This is a genomic window from Pantoea sp. Lij88, from assembly GCF_030062155.1.
In the GTDB taxonomy this organism is placed as follows: domain Bacteria; phylum Pseudomonadota; class Gammaproteobacteria; order Enterobacterales; family Enterobacteriaceae; genus Pantoea.
This window is the reverse complement of sequence record NZ_CP118269.1, coordinates 2822862-2845705: the sequence shown is the minus strand read 5'-3', so window position 1 is coordinate 2845705 and position 22844 is coordinate 2822862. Positions and strand designations below refer to the sequence as shown.

At 57.1% G+C, this 22844-nt stretch carries 21 protein-coding genes; 8 read left to right on the top strand and 13 right to left on the bottom strand.

Annotated elements, in window-relative coordinates; genetic code table 11:
- Window positions 1-21: 21 nt before the first annotated feature.
- Window positions 22-744 carry a nicotinamide riboside transporter PnuC gene (gene pnuC / locus PU624_RS17095; protein ID WP_283545948.1) on the top strand — a complete coding sequence of 241 codons (723 nt, stop codon included), beginning with the start codon at window positions 22-24 and terminating at the stop codon, window positions 742-744.
- Here the strand turns inward: pnuC and zitB are convergent.
- The 4 genes from zitB to PU624_RS17075 form a co-directional block, all read right to left on the bottom strand.
- Window positions 738-1727, bottom strand: a complete 990-nt coding sequence (gene zitB / locus PU624_RS17090; protein ID WP_283545947.1) for a CDF family zinc transporter ZitB — start codon at window positions 1725-1727, stop codon at window positions 738-740. The two genes, pnuC and zitB, sit on opposite strands and share 7 nt — an antisense overlap.
- Window positions 1705-4749, bottom strand: coding sequence for a hybrid sensor histidine kinase/response regulator (locus PU624_RS17085; RefSeq protein ID WP_283548020.1), 3045 nt, complete (start codon window positions 4747-4749; stop codon window positions 1705-1707). The genes zitB and PU624_RS17085 overlap by 23 nt, the downstream gene beginning before the upstream one ends.
- Before the next feature lie 14 nt (window positions 4750-4763).
- Complete coding sequence (locus tag PU624_RS17080; RefSeq protein ID WP_283545946.1) at window positions 4764-5345, bottom strand: response regulator transcription factor; 582 nt, start codon at window positions 5343-5345, stop codon at window positions 4764-4766.
- Between the two features lie 99 nt (window positions 5346-5444).
- Window positions 5445-5813 carry a YbgS-like family protein gene (locus tag PU624_RS17075; RefSeq protein ID WP_283545945.1) on the bottom strand — a complete coding sequence of 123 codons (369 nt, stop codon included), beginning with the start codon at window positions 5811-5813 and terminating at the stop codon, window positions 5445-5447.
- 287 nt (window positions 5814-6100) lie between these two features.
- On the opposite strand from PU624_RS17075, the gene aroG reads away from it, so the two are divergent.
- The gene (gene aroG, locus PU624_RS17070) at window positions 6101-7153 is read left to right on the top strand and encodes a 3-deoxy-7-phosphoheptulonate synthase AroG (RefSeq protein WP_283545944.1); all 1053 of its coding nucleotides are present in this window, start codon (window positions 6101-6103) and stop codon (window positions 7151-7153) included.
- Window positions 7154-7358: 205 nt separating this feature from the next.
- Here the strand turns inward: aroG and gpmA are convergent, their stop codons facing one another.
- The 6 genes from gpmA to modE all read right to left on the bottom strand — a co-directional run bounded on the left by gpmA (window position 7359) and on the right by modE (window position 14043).
- Entirely contained in the window at window positions 7359-8111 is a 753-nt protein-coding gene (gpmA, locus tag PU624_RS17065; RefSeq protein ID WP_283545943.1) for a 2,3-diphosphoglycerate-dependent phosphoglycerate mutase, read from the bottom strand.
- 151 nt (window positions 8112-8262) lie between these two features.
- Window positions 8263-9297 (bottom strand): galactose-1-epimerase, encoded by a 1035-nt coding sequence (gene galM / locus PU624_RS17060; RefSeq protein ID WP_283545942.1) that lies wholly within the window; start codon window positions 9295-9297, stop codon window positions 8263-8265.
- On the bottom strand, window positions 9291-10439 hold the full coding sequence (gene galK / locus PU624_RS17055) for a galactokinase (protein WP_283545941.1): 1149 nt from the start codon (window positions 10437-10439) through the stop codon (window positions 9291-9293). The genes galM and galK overlap by 7 nt, the downstream gene beginning before the upstream one ends.
- The gene (gene galT / locus PU624_RS17050) at window positions 10436-11482 is read right to left on the bottom strand and encodes a galactose-1-phosphate uridylyltransferase (RefSeq protein ID WP_283545940.1); all 1047 of its coding nucleotides are present in this window, start codon (window positions 11480-11482) and stop codon (window positions 10436-10438) included. Before galT ends, galK begins: the two co-directional genes overlap by 4 nt.
- 236 nt (window positions 11483-11718) lie before the next feature.
- Entirely contained in the window at window positions 11719-13191 is a 1473-nt protein-coding gene (modF, locus tag PU624_RS17045) for a molybdate ABC transporter ATP-binding protein ModF (RefSeq protein ID WP_283545939.1), read from the bottom strand.
- 69 nt (window positions 13192-13260) lie between these two features.
- On the bottom strand, window positions 13261-14043 hold the full coding sequence (modE, locus tag PU624_RS17040) for a molybdenum-dependent transcriptional regulator (protein ID WP_283545938.1): 783 nt from the start codon (window positions 14041-14043) through the stop codon (window positions 13261-13263).
- Window positions 14044-14180: 137 nt separating this feature from the next.
- On the opposite strand from modE, the gene PU624_RS17035 reads away from it, so the two are divergent.
- The 5 genes from PU624_RS17035 to PU624_RS17015 all read left to right on the top strand — a co-directional run bounded on the left by PU624_RS17035 (window position 14181) and on the right by PU624_RS17015 (window position 18108).
- The gene (locus PU624_RS17035; protein ID WP_283545937.1) at window positions 14181-14339 is read left to right on the top strand and encodes an AcrZ family multidrug efflux pump-associated protein; all 159 of its coding nucleotides are present in this window, start codon (window positions 14181-14183) and stop codon (window positions 14337-14339) included.
- A gap of 144 nt (window positions 14340-14483) precedes the next feature.
- Entirely contained in the window at window positions 14484-15257 is a 774-nt protein-coding gene (gene modA / locus PU624_RS17030) for a molybdate ABC transporter substrate-binding protein (protein WP_283545936.1), read from the top strand.
- A complete protein-coding gene (gene modB, locus PU624_RS17025) occupies window positions 15254-15943 on the top strand; it encodes a molybdate ABC transporter permease subunit (protein WP_283545935.1) in 690 nt (229 codons plus the stop codon). Before modA ends, modB begins: the two co-directional genes overlap by 4 nt.
- Window positions 15943-17001, top strand: coding sequence for a molybdenum ABC transporter ATP-binding protein ModC (gene modC / locus PU624_RS17020; RefSeq protein WP_283545934.1), 1059 nt, complete (start codon window positions 15943-15945; stop codon window positions 16999-17001). The genes modB and modC overlap by 1 nt, the downstream gene beginning before the upstream one ends.
- Window positions 17002-17367: 366 nt before the next feature.
- Entirely contained in the window at window positions 17368-18108 is a 741-nt protein-coding gene (locus tag PU624_RS17015; RefSeq protein ID WP_283545933.1) for an HNH endonuclease, read from the top strand.
- A 537-nt stretch (window positions 18109-18645) separates the two neighbouring features.
- On the opposite strand, the gene PU624_RS17010 is transcribed toward PU624_RS17015, so the two are convergent.
- The gene (locus PU624_RS17010; RefSeq protein ID WP_283545932.1) at window positions 18646-19464 is read right to left on the bottom strand and encodes a pyridoxal phosphatase; all 819 of its coding nucleotides are present in this window, start codon (window positions 19462-19464) and stop codon (window positions 18646-18648) included.
- Between the two features lie 155 nt (window positions 19465-19619).
- Between PU624_RS17010 and pgl the strand changes: the two genes are divergently transcribed.
- A complete protein-coding gene (gene pgl, locus PU624_RS17005) occupies window positions 19620-20621 on the top strand; it encodes a 6-phosphogluconolactonase (RefSeq protein ID WP_283545931.1) in 1002 nt (333 codons plus the stop codon).
- A 335-nt stretch (window positions 20622-20956) separates the two neighbouring features.
- On the opposite strand, the gene PU624_RS17000 is transcribed toward pgl, so the two are convergent.
- Both PU624_RS17000 and bioA read right to left on the bottom strand, forming a co-directional pair.
- Window positions 20957-21433, bottom strand: coding sequence for a kinase inhibitor (locus tag PU624_RS17000; RefSeq protein ID WP_283545930.1), 477 nt, complete (start codon window positions 21431-21433; stop codon window positions 20957-20959).
- A 75-nt stretch (window positions 21434-21508) separates the two neighbouring features.
- Complete coding sequence (bioA, locus tag PU624_RS16995) at window positions 21509-22813, bottom strand: adenosylmethionine--8-amino-7-oxononanoate transaminase (RefSeq protein ID WP_283545929.1); 1305 nt, start codon at window positions 22811-22813, stop codon at window positions 21509-21511.
- Between the last annotated feature and the right edge of the window lie 31 nt (window positions 22814-22844).

Sequence of the window (22844 nt, the reverse complement as noted above, 5' to 3'; positions counted from 1 at the left end):
GTTCCCGGACAGGTGCTCTGCATGGATTTCTTCAGCACACATAATATTCTGGTTCACATTCCTCTGGGTGCCGGAGGCTACGATCTCTCATGGATTGAGGCCATCGGCACGCTGGCAGGCCTACTCTGTATCTGGTTTGCTAGCCTGGAAAAAATCATCAACTATCCGTTCGGCCTGATTAACGTCACGCTGTTTGCGGTGATCTTCTTTCAGATTCAGCTCTACGCCAGCCTGTTGCTGCAGCTCTTCTTCTTTGCCGCCAATATCTATGGCTGGTACGCCTGGAGTCGTCAGACCGGGGATCACCAGGCGGCGCTGAAAATCCGCTGGCTGCCGCTGCCCAAAGCGCTGGCCTGGACGGCGGGCTGTGTGATTGCGATTGCGCTGATGACTCTCTACATCGATCCGGTGTTTGCGCTGTTAACCCGCGCGGCGGTGACGCTGATGAACGGTCTTGGCCTGTCGGTGGCGATGCCTGTGCTGCAGCCGGATGCCTTCCCGTTCTGGGATTCGTGCATGATGGTGTTGTCGATTGCCGCGATGGTGCTGATGACGCGCAAATATGTTGAGAACTGGCTGCTATGGGTCATCATCAACGTAATAAGTGTGATGATTTTCGCCCGTCAGGGCGTCTATGCGATGTCGCTGGAGTATGTGATTCTGACGCTGATTGCACTGAACGGATCACGTATGTGGATCCGCAGCGCGCGGCAACAGGGTTCCCGCGCGCTGTCGGCTCAGTGAGTGTGCGCTTCGCCTTTAGCGTGAGCGTGGTCATGATCATGGTCGTGTGAATGACTGTGGTCATGGCCGGTCGCAGCAGCGTTGTCTGAGCCGAGTTCACACTCGGCGCCGGCACAGGGCTGATACTCCATCTGCACCGTCGCGTGCGCAATCTGATAGTTCTCGCGCAGATAGTCGTGAATGCGATGCAGCAGCGCATCGTGATCGTAAGGCGGGATCACCTGCGCATGCAGCGTCAGCATCGGTTTTTCGCCCACTTGCCACAGATGCACATGGTGAACATTGCGCACCTCGGCGATGTTCAGGGTGAGATCCCGTGTCAGTTTGTTCACATCCAGTGAATGCGGTGCCCCTTCCAGTAACTCCTGCAGACTCTCACGCAGCAGCGACCAGGCGCTGCGCAGCACCAGCAGTGACACCAGCAGCGACAGAATCGGGTCGATGGGCGTCCAGCCGGTCAGCAGGATGATCACCGCCGCCACAATCGCGCCCACCGAACCGAGCAGGTCTCCCATCACATGCAGCGCCGCGGCCCGCACGTTGAGGTTTTTCTCGCCGCTGCCGTGATGCAGCAGCCAGAACGACAGAATATTGGCCACCAGGCCGCCAATCGCGATCCCCAGCATCAGTCCGCCAGTCACCGGTTGCGGGTCGGCAAAGCGGCGTACGGCCTCCCAGACGATCAGCGCGGTAATGCCCAGCAGCGCAATGGCGTTAACAAAGGCCGCGACCGTGGTCAGACGCAGCAGGCCAAAGGTGTGGCGTGCATTGGGTTTACGGCGTGAGAAATGAACCGCCAGCAAGGCCATCAGCAAGGCTGCGGCATCGGTCAGCATATGTCCGGCGTCCGCCAGCAGCGCCAGTGAACCTGAGAGCCAGCCGCCAATGACTTCAGCAACCATGAAGACGACGGTCACCCCGAAGGCGGCCGCCAGACGCGTGCGATTACTATCCTGCCCGCTATGAGTGTGGGTATGTGCCATAAGTTTCCAGTTTTTTCAGTAACCTGTTTGCTAATAATATCAGTAATTGCCACGTCTCAGACGTGTCCTGATTCTGTTTTACCTGCTCCGTCAGTTGCTGGCTGAGCCGGGCACCATGCTCCAGCCCCACCAGTAACCAGCTTCCTTTCATCCTGTGTGCCGCCTCGGCGAACTGCGTCCAGTCTGCGCGCTCGTGCGCCTCGTGCATCACAGCCAGATCCTGCGTTACCGTACTGTGCAGCGTCTGACTCAGACGGCTGAGGAATTTGTCATTCTGCTGCGCCAGCTGCCACAGATTGGCATCCAGCGACGCCAGCGGATCTTCCTGCCACTCCGCCAGTAGCGCGCTGAGATCGGCTAACTGCACCGGCTTGATCAATACCCGCTCCTGCTCCTCAAGGCGGCGCGACAGCAGCTGCGCATCAGCCGAGCAGAGTACCCGCATCGCCTGTCGTTTACGCTGGCGGTCACGCCGGCGCAATATCCGCATCAGCAGCGTGCCGTCGGGACGCGGCATCATCTGGTCGATAAACAGCAGGTCATAAGGCTGCTGCGCATCGGCCTGCAGTAGCGCGCGTCCCTGTTCGAAGATGTCCGCCTGAATCGCAAAGCGTGCCAGCTGCTGCTGCATTACCAGCAGATTGGTCGGATGGTCATCAACAATCGCCACCCGCAGCTGTGGAAAGCCGGGCAGGGCCGTCTCGTCCACGTGGCTTGCCGGTGCGCAGATCGCCAGCGGCAGCGTCACGGTGACCTGGGTGCCCTGACCGGGTTCAGAGGCGAGCCGGATGTCGCCGCCCATCCGCAGCACCATTTCCCGGCAGATAAACAGCCCCAGACCGCTGCCCTGCACCGAAACCGATTTCCCGGACGGCGCCTGATACCACGGGTCAAACAGCTTCTGCTGTTCACCGGGCGGAATACCACTGCCGCTGTCGCTCACCGTCAGAATCAGCTGTTGATCCTGTGCGGCGAGGGTCAGACGAATCGCGCCGTGACGGGTAAATTTCAGCGCATTGGTCATCAGGTTGTTGACGACCTGCTGCAGACGGTCGGCATCAATCATTACCGTGTCAGGCAGCGGCGTGAGCGCCCCGACGATCAGACGCGGGCCATCAGTGCGCATTAACGGATGATAAAAGTGCTGCTGCTGATCGAGCCACGGCGCCAGCGCCAGCGGACGGGGCGCCAGGGTGAAACTGTTGCTCTCGATGCGGGCATGATCCTGCAGGTCATTCAGCAGCGTCAGCAACGATTGTGCGCTGCTGTGCAATAGCGTGAGGTTCTGGCTGCTATGCTGCTGCTTCTCCAGCTCCAGTAGTCCGAGGATCGCCTGCATCGGCGTGCGCAGCTCATGGCTGACGGTCGCCAGAAACTGGCTCTTCATCGCATTGGCGTGTTCCGCCTGTTCCCGCTGCTGACGCTCCCGGCGCTGCTGCCAGTAACGGCGCGCCAGCAGCAACAGCAGCAGCACAATGGCCGCACCGGCCACCGCCAGCACCATCATTGGCAACGAACCCATGACCATGACGCTGCCGGGCTGCGGCGGGGCAGACCAGCTGTCACGCATCTGGCTCTGGGTATCGGCCGGGATCTGCTGCAGAGCGCGATCCAGCAGCGTGCGCAGCACCGGCTGGTCCGGTGTGACACCCAGCGCGATAGGCCAGGCGATGTCGCTGGCGGCAAAGGCCAGGTGGATGCGGGCATCATCGCGGCTGGCAATACGCCAGCGGGCAGAGAGCACGTTATCGACCAGCGCATCGATCTGTCCTTTTGCCAGCGCGTCATAGAGGCTATTACGATCGGCAAACTGCTGCGGCTGCAGATCTGCAGGCAGCAGGCGCAGCGCCAGGTCATCCTGTAATACCCCGATGCGCTTGCCACGCAGGTCGCGCCAGTGCGCCAGCGTATCGGACTGAATGCTATAGATGCCCCACAGCGCGCGCCACACCGGCAGTGAGGTGCTCTGCATTGCATCCCCATTCAGCGGCTGCATCAGTTGCAGCATCGCCTGCTTTTGTTCAATCAGCGTGCGGGCCTGACGGGGATTGCTGACCCATACCGGTTCAAACTGCAACCCGGTGCTCTGCGCTATCGCTTTCAGCAGGTCCACGCCGTAGCCTCTGGCGGTTCCGCTGGCATCGCGGTAGCTCCAGGGGTAATTGTCCGGTTCGGCGGTGTAGGTAATACGCGGATGATCGGCAATCCAGGCGCGTTCAGCGGCGCTGAGCATCAGTGTCTGCGTATCCTGATAACGCGGCAGGTTACTGCTCCAGCGCGCCTGCAGCGTGTTCATCAGTTCCGCAGGCAGCTGACGCAGGCTCTGATTAATCCAGCTGATCAGCTGGGGATCGCGTGCCACCGCACGCAGGTTGAGCTGCCCGGCCTCGATGTGGGAGGCGATCTGGTAAATCTGGCCCTGCTGCAGCTGACTCAGCAGAAAACCGGCGCTGGTCTCATCCGCCACCACATAGTCATTCTGCTGATTCATGAGGGTATAGAGCGCCTGCAGATCGCTGCTGTAGCGTCGCCAGCTGTGGCGCGCCGCCAGCGCGGGCGGCAGCTGGGCCAGCGTGCTGTCGCTGATCGCCAGTTGGGCATTCTGGCTGTTAAACATCACGGCACGCTGGTTTTGCTGATTGCGGTAGACCCGCAGCGGGCTGCTGTACCAGTTATCGCTGCTCAGGGTGCCGGCTGGCAGGGGGGTAACCCACATGCCCAGCGCGAAATCGATCTGGCCGCTGCTCAGCGCCTGCATCAGATGCGGCTGATCGCTGTAGAGGTTAAGTGTGAACTGCGCGCCGGTCAGCTGTCGCAGCGCGGAAAGATAGTCGGCATTGATGCCATAGAGGTCATTGCCGATGCGCATCGCCCAGGGGGCGTGGTTCTCTTCCAGCAGGCCAACGCGCAGGATTTTGCCCTGCATGGTTTCCGCGTGCGTCACCGGCAGCATCATCGGCAGATTGACGCTGCTCACCGGCCGTACCTCAGCCAGCGCGGAGCCGCACAGCACCAGCAGCATCAGCAGAAATACTCTCACTGCTGCGCCTTCCACAGGTCAGCCAGTTCGACTACCGAACGGGCGCCGGTTTTTTCCAGAATGTTCTTTTTATGGGTGCTGACCGTTTTGTTGCTGATGTGCAGCTGGGCGGCGATTTGCAGATTGGACAGGCCGCTGGCCAGCAGCGCCAGAATCTGACGCTCTTTCTGGGTGAGCGGAAGTTCAGGCTCATCATCCATCTCCGGAAACGCCGTCTGCCCGCCCAGTACCGCCAGGATGGCGCTAAGCAGCTGCGCCATGCGCTGGCTCTTCACCACGTAACCGGCGGCACCCAGCGCCTGGGCGCGACGCACGTAGTGGCGGGTCTGCTGGGCGGAGTAGATGAGGACCGGGCATTCAGGCCGGTGAATCTTCAGACGACGCAGAAACTCCAGTCCATCGCTATCCGGCAGGCCGATATCCAGCACGATAATGTCCAGCGGCTGCTGAAGCAGGGGACGGGCGGCTTTTTCACTGCTGGCAGAGAGGAGCTGAACCGGAATGGGTGACTGGCTCAGGGCGGCTTCAAGTGCCACTTCCACCAGCGGATGATCGTCAATCAGAAGCAAAACGGCCATGAAGGATTCCCTGTAAATTTCACAGGATTAGCATAGCGGAAGAGTGGGGCAGAGGGGAAAAAAAACCCGGAGAGCCTTAGCTCGCCGGGTTAAACAGAATTACTGGGTGGTGCCGTCGGTTTTGGTATCTACGTCACCGCCGCCCACTTTAGTCTGAACTTTTTTATTGATGTTCGGACATTTGCCATCTTTACACTGGGCGTTCTGATCCATTTCGTTAGCAGTCATATTACCGTTGCTGGTAGTGCTGCCAGAGGTTGCAGGATTGGTGTCATTGCCAGTGTTATTAATTTTGTTGTTATCAACTTTATTTGGCGGCAGATTCTCTTTCGCTCCACCCGCTGCTGCACCTGCACTGGCCGCCTGGTTGGCTGTACCATTATTGCTGCTGCTGTCCGCAGCCAGTACTGCACCACTGCTCAGTGTCATTGCTGCTGTCAAAAAAACTAAGGCTAACTTTTTCATCATTATGCTCCCGTTAATAAATGAAGTTGCTTTAAGCCCAGAGGTGCAATTTCGGGTAATAAAATCCCTGACGAAATAAAATTCGCCGGTTGGCTTAAACAGGGTGATTAAATCGTGTAAGCGGGATGTTCTTCAGTGCTTACTAGTAAAAAGCTTAGTCGCTAACCTGATTAATGCAAATATGACCCGAACATTTTACCCGCAGCGGTAATTTACACCCCTGGCGCTTCGGGCTACATTGGACAGGTTGTGTCCGGCGGGCGCCGGGCCAGAAATAATATGGAATCAGTATGAATTACCAGAACGATGACTTACGCATCAAAGAGATTAAAGAGCTGTTACCTCCGGTTGCGCTGCTCGAAAAATTCCCGGCGACCGATCGTGCTGCACAGACCGTTTCACAGGCCCGTCAGGCGATTCATCAGATCCTGCAGGGCAAGGATGACCGCCTGCTGGTGGTGATTGGTCCCTGTTCCATTCACGACACAGAAGCGGCGAAAGAGTATGCCGATCGCCTGCTGGCGCTGCGTGATGAGCTGAAAGGCGAGCTGGAAGTGGTGATGCGGGTCTATTTTGAGAAGCCGCGCACGACAGTGGGCTGGAAAGGGCTGATCAACGATCCGTATATGGATAACAGCTATCAGCTCAACGACGGTCTGCGTCTGGCGCGTAAGCTGCTGCTGGAGATTAACGACAGCGGTTTACCGGCGGCGGGCGAGTTTCTGGATATGATTACCCCGCAATATGTGGCTGACCTGATGAGCTGGGGCGCGATTGGTGCGCGTACCACGGAATCTCAGGTTCACCGTGAGCTGGCGTCCGGTCTCTCCTGTCCGGTCGGTTTCAAAAACGGCACCGATGGCACCATTAAGGTCGCGATCGATGCGATTAACGCGGCGGGTTCACCGCACTGTTTCCTGTCAGTGACGAAGTATGGTCACTCTGCCATTGTGGAAACCAGCGGCAACGGTGACTGTCATATCATCCTGCGCGGCGGCAAAGAGCCGAACTACAGTGCGCAGCATGTGGCTGAGGTCAAAGCGGGGCTGGCGAAAGCGGGTCTGCCACAGCAGGTGATGATCGATTTCAGTCACGCCAACAGCAGCAAGCAGTTCCAGCGTCAGCTGGTTGTGGCTGATGATGTTTCACAGCAGCTGATTAGCGGTGAGAAGGCCATTGTCGGTGTGATGATTGAGAGTCATCTGGTGGAAGGTAACCAGAGCCTGGAGAGCGGCGAGCCGCTGGTCTATGGCAAAAGCGTCACCGATGCCTGTATCGGCTGGGAAGATACTGACAAGGTACTGCGTCAGCTGGCGGCAGCGGTTAGACAGCGTCGCGGCTGATTAAGATAACTGACAAGTTCTGAACCGGTTCGCTTTGAGGATTGTTCCCTGCGCATTAAGCTAATTTATTGCTGTAAAATTTATCCTGATTTGACGTTGTAAGCAGCTTGAGTCTGGCAGTTAAAGATGACGCGCAGCATTGCCGGGCGCAGCCCAATAAAAAAGGCCAGACTTTCGTCTGGCCTTTTTGCATTTCAGCGAGAAATTACTTCGCTTTACCCTGATTCGCAACGGCTGCGGCTTTCGCGGCAATCTCGTCCTGGTCGCCCAGGTAGTAGCGTTTCAGCGGTTTGAAGTTTTCATCGAACTCATAGACCAGCGGTACGCCGGTAGGGATGTTCAGTTCGAGGATTTCATCTTCGCCGAGGTTATCCAGATATTTCACCAGCGCACGCAGTGAGTTGCCGTGTGCGGCAATGATCACTTTCTCACCGCTTTTAATGCGCGGCAGAATGGTTTCGTTCCAGTAAGGGATAACGCGGTCGATGGTCAGTGCCAGGCTTTCGGTGGTTGGCAGCTGCTCTGGGGTCAGTTTCGCGTAACGCGGGTCGTGGCCCGGGAAACGCTCATCTGCACGATCCAGCTCCGGCGGGGTAACGGCAAAGCCGCGACGCCACTGCTTAACCTGCTCGTCGCCATATTTAGCGGCAGTTTCCGCTTTATCCAGACCCTGCAGCGCACCGTAGTGACGCTCGTTCAGACGCCAGGTTTTCTCAACTGGCAGCCAGGCCTGATCCAGCTCATCCAGCACATTCCACAGCGTGTGAATGGCACGCTTCAGTACGGAGGTGTAAGCGAAATCAAAAACAAAGCCCTCTTTCTTCAGCAGCTGACCTGCTGATTTGGCTTCGCCACGACCTTTCTCTGAAAGGTCAACATCATACCAACCGGTAAAGCGGTTTTCGTTGTTCCACTGGCTTTCGCCGTGTCGCACCAGAACCAGCTTAGTTACAGCCATAGCTTAACTCCTTAATACTGTGATGTTTCTGTGAGATTGGAAACCTGCTGCTGCCCGCCAGATACACGAGCTGATTGCGCCATACCATAACGGAAAAGCGGGCAGCGCGTAAGCCTGTGTGTGACGCACTGCGCGTTTTTCAGCCGGAGGCTCAGCGTGGCGTGAAGCGATAACGCGTCACCGATTCCCAGCGATCTCCCGGCTGCAGCCAGCAATCAGGCTGAGGCCACTCAGCATGATTAGGCGAATCCGGTAAAAATTCACTCTCCAGCGCAATGCCCTGAAATGCATTATAGCTCGCCTGCTCACGGGCACGGGTGCCCGCCAGGTAGTTGCCGGAGTAGAACTGCAACGCCGGGGCCGAGGTCGTCACGCTGAGCTGTAATTTGCCATCTTCCGACCAGAGTTCTGCCGCAGGCTGACTGCTGTCGCCTGCGCTGTTGAGCAGAAACGCATGGTCATAGCCCTTGACCGCGCGCTGGTCATCGTCTGCCAGGAAATCCTGCGCCACGACTTTGGCGTTGCGGAAATCAAAGCTGGTATCGGCAACCGCTTTCAGCGGCGCATTCGGAATGCCTTCGCTGTCGACGGGCAGATACTGGTCGGCGTGCAGTTGTAAGCGATGCTGGCGGGCGTCGCCATGATGCGCATCAAGGTTAAAGTAAGCATGGTTAGTCAGATTGACCGGGCAGGGCTGATCGCAGTGCGCTTCATAGCTGATGCTCAGGCAGTTCTGGTCATCCAACTGATAGCGCACGTCGGCAATCAGATTGCCCGGATAGCCCTGGTCGCCATCCGGCGAATCAATGCGGTAGTGCACTTCGCTGTCGGACTGGCTGACAATCTGCCAGCGGCGTTTATCAAAGCCTTCCGGCCCGCCATGCAGCTGATGTGCGCCCTGGTTTGGCACCAGCTGGCGGTTCAGTTTATTGAGTTTTGCCCCGGCGATGCGGTTGGCATAACGGCCCACCGTGGCGCCCAGATAGGCATCCTGATGCAGATAGTCAGAAGGCGTGGCGCAGCCGAGCAGCGTTTCACGCACCGTGCCATCCTGCATCGGCACGCGGGCGGAGAGCCAGGTTGCGCCCCAGTCCATAAAGGTCGCCAGCATGCCGTTGGCATTGCGCAGCACCGTTATGCGCCACGGCTGACCGTCTGGCGCATGGGAGTTGACGTCATTCAGCATTGGCCGGCTCCTTCAGAGGCTTTGCAGACGTAGAAAGTCTCTTTGATGCCGGTCGCGGCTTCATACTGCTCCGCAACCGCGGCTTTGACCTGATCGACCAGATCCAGGGGCATCAGCGCCACGATGCAGCCACCGAAGCCGCCACCGGTCATGCGCACGCCGCCGCGCTCACCGATCTGTGCTTTCACGATCTCAACCAGCGTATCGATTGGCGGCACGGTGATTTCGAAATCGTCACGCATGGAGGCGTGTGATTCGGCCATCAGCTGGCCCATACGGGTCAGGTCGCCCTGAGTCAGCGCATCGGCCGCTTCCAGGGTACGAGCGTTCTCGGTCAGGACGTGACGCACGCGTTTTGCCACCTGCGGGTCGAGCTGCGCCTGCGCCGCTTCAAACTCAGCCAGTTCAACGTCACGCAGCGCTTTCTTATGGAAGAAACGCGCGCCCGCTTCACACTGCTCGCGGCGGGTGTTGTATTCGCTGCCAACCAGAGTGCGACGGAAGTTGGAGTTGATGATCACCACCGCGATATCTTCCGGCATTGACACCGGACGCGTGCCCAGCGTGCGGCAGTCGAGCAGCATGGCGTGATCTTTCCGGCCCAGCGCGGAGATCAGCTGGTCCATGATGCCGCAGTTACAGCCGACGAACTGGTTCTCCGCTTCCTGACCATTCACCGCGATGGCCGCGCCATCCAGCGGCAGGTTATAGAGCTGTTGCACTACGGTGCCGACCGCCACTTCCAGCGAGGCAGAGGAGCTGAGGCCCGCGCCCTGTGGCACGTTGCCGCTGATCACCATATCAATGCCGCCGAAATCGGCATGACGCTTCTGCAGATGTTTCACCACGCCGCGCACATAGTTGGCCCACATCGGTTCCTGCACGCTGACGATCTCTTCGTCCAGCGAGAAGGTGTCCTGCGCATTCTCATAATCGGCAGCGACCACACGAATCTGGCGATCGTCACGGCGGGCACAGGCGATTACCGTCTGGTAATCGATGGCGCACGGCAGTACGAAGCCGTCGTTATAGTCGGTGTGTTCGCCAATCAGGTTAACGCGGCCCGGTGCCTGAATGGTATGGGTGGCCGCGTAGCCGAAGGTGTCAGAGAAAAGCTGCTGCGTGATGGTTTTTAAGCTCATTGTTGTGCCTCACGGAAGTGAACGTCGCTGACAGAACGCAGACGTTCCGCCGCCTGTTCCGCCGTTAAATCGCGTTGGGTTTCGGCCAGCATTTCATAGCCAACCATAAATTTACGAACCGTTGCTGAGCGCAGCAGCGGTGGATAGAAGTGAGCATGCAGTTGCCAGTGATCGTTGGCTTCGCCGTTAAACGGCGCGCCGTGCCAGCCCATCGAGTAGGGGAAGGAGCACTGGAACAGGTTGTCGTAGCGACTGGTCAGCAGCTTAATGGCTTTTGCCAGGTCGGCGCTCTGCGCGTCACTGAGATCGGTCAGCTGTTTAACGTGCGCTTTCGGCAGCAGCAGGGTTTCGAATGGCCAGGCGGCCCACCACGGCACCACGGCCAGCCAGTGTTCGGTTTCCACCACGGTACGGCTGCCATCCTGCCGTTCGCGGGCCAGGTAATCGACCAGCATCGGCGAGCCATGTTTAGCGAAATAGTCGCGCTGATGATCATCTTCGCGCTGCGCTTCATTCGGCAGGAAGCTGTTGGCCCAGATCTGGCCATGCGGATGCGGGTTAGAGCAACCCATCGCCGCGCCTTTGTTCTCAAACACCTGCACCCACGGATAGTGCTGACCCAGATCGGCGGTCTGCGCCTGCCAGGTGCGCACCACTTCTTCCAGCGCGCTCAGTGACATCTCCGGCAGGGTTTTGCTGTGATCGGGCGAGAAGCAGATGACCCGACTGGTGCCGCGTGCGCTTTCACAACGCATCAGGATATCGTCGCTCTCGGGCGCGTCAGGCGTGTCGGTCATCAGTGCGGCAAAGTCATTGGTGAAGACGTACGTGCCAGGATAGTCCGGGTTTTTGTCGCCGGTGATGCGGGTGTTTCCGGCACACAGGAAGCAGTCCGGATCGTGCGCCGGTAAGGTGTTGACCGCCGGGGTTTCCTGCGCGCCTTGCCACGGACGTTTGGCCCGATGAGGTGAGACTAAAATCCATTGATCAATCAGTGGATTGTAACGGCGATGCGGGTGATCGACCGGGTTGAATTTTTCCATGTGAGATCCTGGTAAGCGTCAAAAGCCAAAGAGGCATCGGTAAAAAGTAGCACAACAGCGCGCCCGAAAGCGTGATCAAGTCTGGATAAATGGTATCGCTTACACAAGCTGAATATTCTTATTTGGTGGCATTGCGTGCGTTTTCAGAGGATGAAAGGGGTGGAGTAATGGTAACGCTTACACAGTGACACAGTAAAACGCCGCGATAGCGGCGTGGAGGGCGGGTTAAGAACGCTTTAGCGCAGCGTTTCCTGCTGAAAGGCGTAGCCGCCATCAGCAGGAACAAAGCTCAGGCGATGCGTAATGCAGGCGGGCGCATCTTCGGCATGATGCGAAACGAACAGCAGCTGAGTGCGTCCCTCGCCAATCAGCACATCGACAAAGCGGCGCACCAGCTGGCGGTTAATCGGGTCGAGTCCCTGCAGTGGCTCATCCAGAATCAGCAGCGTCGGATGCTTAACCAACGCGCGGGCAATCAGCACCAGCCGCTGTTGTCCCCAGGAGAGCGAGTGGAACGGCGCATCGCCCAGCCGGTTATCCATTCCCAGCAGCGTCAGCCACTGCTGCGCCAGCGCCTTCTGCCGGTCAGATGCCGCCTGATAAAGCCCGATGGAGTCGAAGAAGCCCGACAGGATCACCGTCCGCACGTTGGTGCTGACGCGGTAATCGAGATGCAGACTGCTGCTGACATAGCCAATATGCTGCTTGATATCCCAGATGGTTTCGCCGCTGCCGCGACGGCGGCCAAACAGGGTTAAATCATTGCTGTAGCCCTGCGGATGATCGCCGGTCACCAGGCTTAACAGGGTCGATTTTCCGGCCCCGTTCGGGCCGATAATCTGCCAGTGCTCGCCGGCATTGACCTGCCAGTTCAGCCCCTGAATCACCAGCTTATCGTTGTACGAGACGGTGCCGTTGCGCAGGATAACGCGCGGGGCATCATCCGCCAGTGAGGGCAGTTGATCCGGCGCATCCGCCTCAGGTAATGCCATTCCCATCAGCTGTTCACTGTGTGCCAGCTGCGCCACCAGCGCTTCCGTTAAAATGGCCTGACGCGGCCCGCTATGGGTGAGGGTGCACTCCGCCAGCACGCCAACCTGCTGAATAAAATCGGGAATATCGTCAAAGCGATTGAGCACCAGCACCAGGGTAAACGCCGGATGCTGCAGGCTGCGCAGCGTGTCGGTCAGGCTGGCGCGGGACGCCACATCCAGTCCGTCAAACGGCTCATCCAGAATCAGCAAATCTGGTTCGTTCATCAAAGCCTGACAGAGCAGGGTTTTGCGGGTTTCGCCGGTGGAGAGATATTTGAAGCGACGGGACAACAGCGGTTCGATGCCGAACTGCTGTGCAAGCTGTTCACAGCGTTCGGGCTGCTGAACGTCAGCCTGAATCACCTCTGCCACGGTCAGACCGGTATCCTCTTCGCCTTCGCTGAGCATATCGGTGTTGTTGCGCTGCCACTCCTGCGCCACCAGCGTCTGTAACTGCTCCAGCGACAGCCGGACCGGTCGTCTGAAATCGCTGCTGACGGAACCAGCCAGCGGCGGAAGTTCACCGGAAAGCGCGCGCGCCAGGGAGGATTTACCGCTGCCGTTAGCGCCGACAAAGGCCCAGTTTTCGCCGCGCTGCAGTTCCACCTGATTCAGGTTCAGTATCCGGGTATCGCTGAGACGAAACGTGCCTTGCAAAATCTGCAATGAAGCCATGATCTGTTCCATTTTCTGCATCGTGTCACTGAGTTGTAACCATTGCCCGTAATGAAGTCAAATCAACCGCTAGAGCAGGGTGGCGACGATAGCATTTTCCGCGTTAAAACTGGCCATCACGGCGTCGCCCGGCTGCAGCCTAAGCTGTTGCAGCTGATCGTTACTCAGGGTGGCGCACAGGGTTTCGCCGCTGGCGAGCTGCATCAGCACTTCGCTCATCTGCTCGCCGGGTTCGATGGCACTGACCGTGGCCGCCAGCTGGTTATCTTCCTCTGCAGCGTCACGGCTGATGCGGATCCACGGTGCCTTGATCAGCACCAGCACCTCTTTACCTGCCGCCAGCTGCAGACGATCGGCGCTGCGCTGGGTCAGCGCCACGTTAAGCTGCGTGACGCCATCGGCCAGCTGAATCATCAGATGCTGCACCACCTGCTGCGCATCGTTGCTGACCACGGTGCCAAACAGCTGGTTGCGGGCGCTGGTCTGCAGAGAGAAGCGGGCGATGGCCGCCAGCAGACTGTCGAGGGGCAGCGTATCCTGCTGCAGCGCATCAAAGGCTTTCTGCTGAATCTGCTCCATCAGCTGGAACAGCTGAATCAGGCGTTCACCGTAGCGGGTCAGCGTTGCGCCCCCGCCGCCTTTACCGCCTGTGGCCCGCGCCACCAGCGTTTCATCCGCCATCTGGTTCATCTCATTAATCGCATCCCAGGCACTTTTGTAGCTGATGCCGGCCAGCTTCGCCCCCTGACTGATCGACCCGGTCTGCTGTATGCGTTTCAGCAGCTCAATACGTCGTGGATCGGCAAACAGTTTCTGTTGTAAACGGATATGAAGGGACAGTTCGGCTTCCATGACAGCTCCGGCAATGGGTTAAGGCGAAGGGCCGATGATAGCGGCGTTTTGTGACCAAAGTAAAAGCACGAAAAGGGCTGCGCAAAATTTTCCTGACCCGTTACAATCACTTTTTTGTTAGCAGAGTGAGACTCTCCATGCTGGAATTACTGAAAAGCCTCGCCGTCGCCGTACTGATGGTGCCTGTCGTGATGGCGCTGATGCTGGGTATGATTTATGGCCTGGGTGAAGTGTTTAACGTCATCTCTAAAATTGGTCATCGCGACGAAAAATCCTCAGCCCGTTCGCACAATTAATTTCTGCCACGCCCGCCATCTGCGCGGGCGTGGTCGTTTTTGCCTCCCCGGATTTAACCTTTTGTTCCCCCTGCCGATAATTTACTGAACCTCTCTGACATTTCGCTATATTATCCGCTACACAACGAATAGCCGGAGAACATCATGTCATTTAAACACTATCGCTGGAGCGCAGCGGCGCTGATCACCGTTTCGCTGGCCGGACAGGCTGTGGCGGCCGACAACATTACCGTGTTTGCCGCGGCGTCACTGACCAACGCGATGCAGGATATTGCCAGCCGCTACAAAGAAGAAAAGGGCGTGACGGTGGTCTCCTCATTTGCCTCCTCTTCAACACTGGCGCGCCAGCTTGAGCAGGGTGCGCCTGCCGACCTGTTTATCTCTGCCGATCAGCAGTGGATGGATGAGGCGGTGGCGAAAAAAAGCGTCATCACCCGCACCCGGTATACTCTGCTGGGCAACGATCTGGTGCTGATTGCGCCTCGCAGTGCCGCAGCCAAAGCGGTGACGCTGGACAAACAGACCGACTGGAAAACCCTGCTGCACGGTGAACGTCTGGCGGTGGGCGATCCCGACCACGTTCCGGCGGGCATTTATGCTAAAGAGGCGCTGCAGAAGCTGGGTGCCTGGGAAAGCGTTGAACCGTCACTCGCCCCGGCCAATAATGTGCGCGCGGCGCTGGCGCTGGTCGAGCGTAACGAAACGCCTTATGGCATTGTCTATGGTTCGGACGCCGTCGCCAGCGACAAAGTGCACGTGGTGGGACGTTTCCCGGCAGACAGCCATAAACCGGTGGAGTATCCGATGGCGATCGTGAACGATCACGACAATGCTGCGGTTAACGCGTTTTATGATTATCTGAAAGGACCGCAGGCCGCGGCCATCTTCAAACACTACGGATTCACACCGACGAAATGATACTCAGCGATCCCGAATGGCAGGCGGTAGTCCTTAGCCTCAAAGTCTCTGGCATAGCCGTGCTGGGCAGTCTGCCGTTTGGCATCCTGATGGCCTGGATTCTGGTGCGCTGCCGGTTTCCCGGCAAAGCGCTGCTCGACAGCCTGATTCACCTGCCGCTGGTGCTGCCACCGGTAGTGGTGGGTTATCTGCTGCTGATTAGCCTGGGCCGGCGCGGCATCATTGGCGAAAAGCTTTTTGACTGGTTTGGCTTCAGCTTTGCTTTCAGCTGGCGCGGCGCGGCACTGGCGTCTGCCGTGATCGCGTTTCCGCTGATGGTGCGCGCCATCCGGCTGGCGCTGGAGGCGGTGGATATCCGGCTGGAGCAGGCGGCGCGCACGCTGGGCGCCGGACGCTGGCGGGTCTTTTTCACCATCACGCTGCCGCTGACACTGCCGGGCGTGATCGTCGGTACGGTGCTGGCGTTTGCCCGTTCGCTGGGTGAATTTGGCGCCACGATCACTTTCGTGTCCAATATTCCTGGCGAGACGCGCACGCTTCCGCTGGCGATGTTTACCCTGATCGAAACACCCGGCGCGGAAGGAGCGGCGGCGCGGCTCTGCGTGATCGCAATCGTGCTGGCCCTGGCGTCACTGCTGGCGTCGGAGTGGCTGGCACGCGCAGGCCGCAAGCGGATGGGAAACTGATGCTATCACTCAACTTTATGCAGCAGCAGGGCGATCATCAGCTGGAGATCGACCTGCAGATCCCGGCCAAAGGGATCACCGCCATTTTTGGCGTCTCCGGAGCCGGTAAAACGTCCCTGATCAACGCGATCAGCGGACTGACCCAGCCTCAGCGGGGACGGATCCAGCTTAACGACCGTCTGCTGTTTGATGCGGAGCAGAAGATTGCGCTGCCGCCGGAAAAACGGCGTATTGGTTATGTGTTTCAGGATGCGCGGTTGTTCCCGCACTATCGGGTGCGTGGCAACCTGCAATATGGGATGGCCCCGTCGATGAAAGCGCAGTTTGACAGCCTGGTGTCGCTGCTGGGTCTGGAGGCGCTGCTGCCGCGCTTTCCGCTGTCGCTGTCGGGCGGAGAAAAGCAGCGGGTCGCGATTGGCCGGGCGCTGCTGACCGCACCGGATATGCTGCTGCTGGATGAGCCGCTGGCGTCGCTGGATCTGCCGCGCAAACGCGAGCTGATGCCGTATCTGCAAAAGCTGGCAAAGCAGGTCGATATTCCGATGCTTTACGTTTCGCACAGTCTCGATGAAATTCTGCATCTGGCGGATAACGTGCTGGTGCTGGATGCGGGCAAGGTCAAAGCCTTTGGTCCGCTGGAGCGGGTCTGGAGCAGCAGCGCGATGCGTCCGTGGCTGCCGGTGAGTGAACTGACCAGCGTGCTGCGGGTACTGGTGCTGGAGCAGCATCCCGACTACCCGATGACCGCGCTGTCGCTGGGCGATCAGCACATCTGGGTCAGCCGGGTGAATCAGCCGGTTAAAACCCCGCTGCGTATTCGTATCGCCTCTTCCGATGTTTCGCTGGCGCTGCAGCCGCCGCAACACAGTTCCATCCGCAACATTTTACCGGCACAGGTGGTGGAACTGCTGGAGGTCGGGGATCAGGTGGAGGTGAAGCTGCGCATCGGCATCAGTGAGCTCTGGGCGCGCATCACGCCGTGGGCGCGTGATGAGCTGGGCATCCGGCCGGATCAGTGGCTCTATGCCCAGATCAAAAGCGTCTCAGTGACGCCCTGATTACAGCACGTACTGACGGAGCGTATCGGCAATACCGGTTTCAAGGTTGGTGCCGATCACCCTTTTCGCTTGTTAATCTGGTGCTGCATGACTGCACTACCAAAGAACGCGATTTCGTTTTTGTTTTAGACTAATCAGCAGTAATTTTTTGGACTGACCTCTTAATGTTTAGCTTAAGCATCGCTATACTTTTCGTCGGCTCGTTTTGAACTGACAAGCATCACGTAGCTCAAAATTAGCTTACTTCATGACGTTCAGTATTGACTCAAAGCAAAGGCAATCATGTATTGAAATGCTAACTACATAAATAACTGGATTACTTAACTAGTATTTATGTACAAAGAAGTACCTCAAAGGGAGATAGATATGAACAGAAAAAAATTCATTCAGTCATATGGCGGTACTTGCAGCAACTGGACCTGGAGTTGGTCATTTGTAAATCATGAAAAAAAGATGGTCATCTTTGGAACATGGGATGTTGAGAGCGAACAGGAAAGGGCAGTAATCTTACGTGAGCGCTGGGAATACAACTCAAGCAACAAAAAGCAACCAGGTTATACGCAGGCTATCGAACACATAAAGCTCATACATCAAGGATATGAGCTATATACCTTCAATATGATATTTTCAGAACATCCAGATAATCCAGAAGTGGCAGTTATTAAGGACTTTGAGCGTAATCTTGAAAAACGCTATTTGAGAAAGGATGGCGCTGTATGGTATGCGGATTTTTTCCCTAATCCATTTCCTGATGAAATTCCCGCACCTGAAAATTATGCGGAAGGAGCAAAAAAACAAGTTACGGTCAACTCATATGAGCGTGATCCAAGAGCACGGCAGGCGTGCATAGATCATTATGGTACTGTCTGTAAATGCTGTGGGTTCGACTTCGAAAAGATATATGGCGAACACGGTAAGGGCTTCATTCACGTGCATCACATCAAACCTTTGCACACTCTTGGTGAGAATTATGCAGTCGATCCTATAAATGACATGATTCCTTTATGTCCTAACTGTCATGCTATGGTACATCGTGGCAGTGAAGTGCTACTCATTAGTCAATTAATAGAGAAAATTAAAATTAAGTCTGGTGACTATACTGGTTGACATTGCTGTATAAATTATACGCTACCCTAATAGTCTGTGAATTGAGTTTTGCTGATTGAGCTCAAAAGGCTTTTAAGGGTTTTAAAGTGCATGCATTGTAATCAAGACCATAATGGCAGTAATAAATAATAGCGATAAGTCATAATTGATCGATTTTTTCATTGATCTTTTATGACTTTCGAATTAATTGGTTTTGATTTTTAGTAGATAAAGAATAGTGATTTTATGAAGAATGATAAAATTTTTATTTTTCACACCTTAAGAATTTGCTAGTTTGCTTTCTAACAGATTAATGAATTCATTGCTCTGTGAAAACTCCATATAATTAATAGTGAGTTTATGTGACTTATAACCGGTAAAGTTAATGTAATTGTGGGTTTTTATTAAATCAAATAAATAATTCTACTCTTTTTAACAAAGCTGATTAAATAAAGTAAGCATTTTTCATATATCTAACTCTGCGCGCGCGATGAGCTGGGCATCCGGCCGGATCAGTGGCTTTATGCCCAGATCAAAAGCGTCTCAGTGACGCCCTGATTACAGCACGTACTGACGGAGGGTATCGGCAATACCGGTTTCAAGGTTGGTGCCGATCACCATTTTCGCCCGTGCTTTAATCGCGTCGTCCGCATTGCCCATCGCCACACCCAGTCCGGCCGTTTCCAGCATACTGAGATCGTTGTAGTTATCCCCGAACGCGATCACATCGGACATGCTCAGCCCCAGCGATTCAACCCACTGCGCCAGCCGCTTGCCTTTGCTGTTGCCACCTTTGGCGATATCCACCTGATCGTGCCATGACCATTCGCAGGCCAGACCCAGCTCTGCTTCGGCACGGGTCGCGAACTGCTGCAGCTCCTCGTGATTGTCGTGTGACAGGGCAAACTTCCAGATTGAACCGGCCTCACGCGCCGCCTGGGCTAAGTCGGGCACCTGGCGGAACAGTGGACGCTGGTGGGCGGGCAGCGATTCGGCCCACTTCAGGGTACGCATCACGTGACCGGTCGGCGTCTGATAGAGCATCGCATCATCCACGTAGAGCAACCCGTGAATCTGCTGCTGGTCCAGCATCTCAATCACCTGTAACGCCCGCTGCGGGTCAAGAGGATCGGACGCCAGCACCTTTTTCGCCTGGTAATCATACAGGTAGGTGCCATTACAGCAGATTGCGGGTGTATCCAGTTGTAACGCCTGATAAAAAGGGTGGATAGCGCAGTGATGGCGTCCGGTCACGATAGCGACATGAATACCCGCCTGGCGGGCCTGATTTAGCGCGTCGATTGACTGCGGCAGAATCGTCTTGGCTGGGGTCAGCAGTGTGCCGTCGAGGTCGAGGGCAATTACACGGTAGCTCATTAATCCTCACGTTTTTCCAGGTTTACAGGGGCTGAAGTCTACACCTGACCACGGCCCGGAGACAAAAAACAGGGCACAAATGATTCCAGCGTAGGGCAATAAAACGCGCTACAGTGATTCACAGATCATGACAAGGCAGCAAAAAAGGAGAATGCATGAAACAGGTTGTCTACACCGCCAGTCCCGAGAGCCAGCAGATTCACGTCTGGCAGATGAATGATGAGGGTGCGCTGACGTTGCTTCAGGTAATCGATGTCGCCGGCCAGGTTCAGCCGATGGTGGTGAGTCCGAAACGCGATTTTCTCTATGTCGGTGTGCGTCCCAATTTTCGCGTGCTGGCGTTTAAGATTGCCGCCGATGGCACGCTGACCGAAGCCGGTCAGGCACCGCTGCCCGGCAGTCCGACCCACATTTCCACCGATCGCGAGGGCCGGTTCCTGTTCTGCGGCTCCTACAATGATGCCTGCGTCAGCGTCAGCCCGATTGGCGATGATGGCATTCCGCAGGCTCCGCTGCAGGTGATTAACGGTCTGGATGGCTGCCACTCGGCCAATATCGACACTGACAATAAGACCCTTTATGTCCCGGTCCTGAAGCAGGACCGTATCTGTCTGTTTACGCTGGGTGCCGATGGTCAGCTGACGCCGCGTAAACAGGCGCAGGTCACGACGGTAGAAGGCGCAGGCCCGCGTCATATGCAGTTCCATCCGGGCGGCCAGTTCGCTTACTGCGTGAACGAACTCGACAGCACGGTTGAGGTCTGGGCATTAAATACGGGTGAAGGCGAAGCAGAAAGCGTGCAGACGCTGGATATGATGCCGCCTGACTTCAGCGGGACGCGCTGGGCAGCCGATATTCATCTGACGCCGGATGGCCGATTCCTTTACGCCTGTGATCGCACCAGCAGCACGCTGGCGATCTTCAGCGTCAGCGAACTGGGCGATGAGCTGAACCTGGAAGGGTTCCAGCCGACGGAAACGCAGCCGCGCGGGTTCAATATCGATCACAGCGGACGTTATCTGGTGGCGGCGGGACAGAAATCTCATCACATCGAAGTCTATGCGATTAGCGAACCGAAAGGCTTGTTACAGCCACTGGGACGTTATGCGGTAGGGCAGGGCCCGATGTGGGTCGTGATTCACCAACTGCAGGCGTAACGCATCACGAAAAATGCCTCTCCCGGGCGGGAGAGGCGTGAAATTGTTGACGGAGTTTGCAACTGCCAGCTGTGAGATCGTGCAGACACAGGGAATAGGGTCAGATCGGAAAGACGCAAAAGCCGCCATCCATGGCATGCTCGACCCGCGCAATTACGCATCTCATCCCCGAGGTGCGCCCGTTGCCGGGCCAACGCGTTGCGTTGTTCAAAAACGCTCCCGGCGTTTTTGTCCCAGTCAGCGGGACGCTTTCCTCCTCTGACCCTATTCCCTGCAATTTAAGCTAATGCGTTGCTGCCAGGTCACTCAGCTTTGGGTTTGTCAGGCGGACTGAATTACTGATAATTTACGGTCAGCGAGGCGCTCGCCAGTGCGTGGAAATGCACATTAAAGCCGACCATTGCGCCACTGGCGCCTTCATCCACCTCAATCGTCTCCACATCCAGCGCATGCACGGTGAAAATGTAGCGATGGGTTTCGCCCTGTGGCGGCGCCGCGCCACCGTAGCCCGCCTGACCGAAATCGGTACGCGTCTGGATTGCGCCTGCTGGCAGTGACGCTTTGCCGGAACCGGCACCCTGCGGCAGTGACGTGGTGCTGGCCGGAATATTCGCCACCACCCAGTGCCACCAGCCGGAACCGGTCGGGGCATCAGGATCGTAGCAGGTCACCACAAAACTTTTGGTCCCTTCCGGCGCGGCTTCCCAGGCAAGATGGGGAGAGATATTTTCACCCTGATAACCCATGCCGTTGAAAACATGCTTTTCGGGCATCTTCTCGCCGTCATTAAAATCCTGACTAAAAACGTGCATTACATCTCCTCACTTGTCGATGAATAGCCTTTCATCATAACCAAAAGCGCCACCAGTGCCAGCGGTCGGCCCGCTTCAGGCGGCAAAATGTTGCGAATGGTCCAGCGCGCCGCCAATCGCCTGCACCAGCTGACTCAGTGCCTGTGGCGTGATGATGTAGGGCGGCATCAGGTAAATCAGCCGGCCAAAAGGCCGGATCCAGACGCCCTGTTCAACAAAGAACTGCTGCAGTGCCGCCATGTTGACCGCCTGACGGGTTTCCACCACGCCAATCGCTCCCAGCACGCGCACATCGGCCACCTGTGGGGAACGGCGCAGCGGCAGCAGCTCAGCCCGCAGCCGCTGTTCGATTGCGGCCACCTGAGGCTGCCAGTGACCTTCCGTCAGCATGGTCAGGCTCTCTGCCGCCACCGCGCAGGCCAGCGGATTGCCCATAAAGGTCGGGCCGTGCATGAAACAGCCCGCCGCGCTGCGGCTGATGGTGTCAGCGACGTCGCGGGTGGTCAGCGTCGCCGCCAGCGTCATCATGCCGCCGGTCAGCGCCTTGCCGACGCAGAGAATATCCGGGGTAATACCTGCGTGCTCACAGGCAAAGAGTTTGCCGGTGCGGCCAAACCCGGTGGCGATCTCATCCGCAATCAGCAGCACGCCATAGTGATCGCAGGCTTCCCGGACCTGCTGCAGATAACGCGGATGGTAGAAACGCATGCCGCCCGCACCCTGCACAACCGGCTCCAGAATCACCGCCGCCAGCTGCCGGTGATGCTGTTCAATCAGCCGGGCGAAATCATCGAAATCGCGCTCGTCCCATTCATCATCAAAGCCGCAGGCCGGAGCCGCTGCAAAGTGATGTTCGGGCAGATAGCCGCGCCACAGGCTGTGCATCGAGTTCTCAGGATCGCACACCGACATCGCCGCAAAGGTATCGCCGTGATAGCCGCGCTTCAGCGTCAGGAACTGCTGGCGTGTTTCACCGCGTCCCAGCCAGTACTGCAGCGCCATCTTCATCGACACTTCCACCGCCACCGAGCCGGAATCGGCCAGGAAGACACACTCCAGCGCCTCGGGCGTCATCATCACCAGCTTCCTGCAAAGGGCTACCGCCGCCGGATGGGTAATGCCGCCGAACATTACGTGCGACATCTGTGAGACCTGCTCCGTCAGCGCCCGGTTCAGGCGCGGATGGTTATAGCCGTGGATCGCCGCCCACCACGATGACATCCCATCCACCAGCTCACGGCCATCGGCCAGTTGCAGCTGAAAACCCTGTGCGGCAACCACCGGGTAACAGGGCAGTGGATCCTGCATTGAGGTGTAGGGATGCCAGATATGCTGGCGGTCAAAACGGGCATCATCTGAGGAGAAAACAGGGGTAGTCATCGGAGTTGTAAACCAAAATAAAAAAATATAG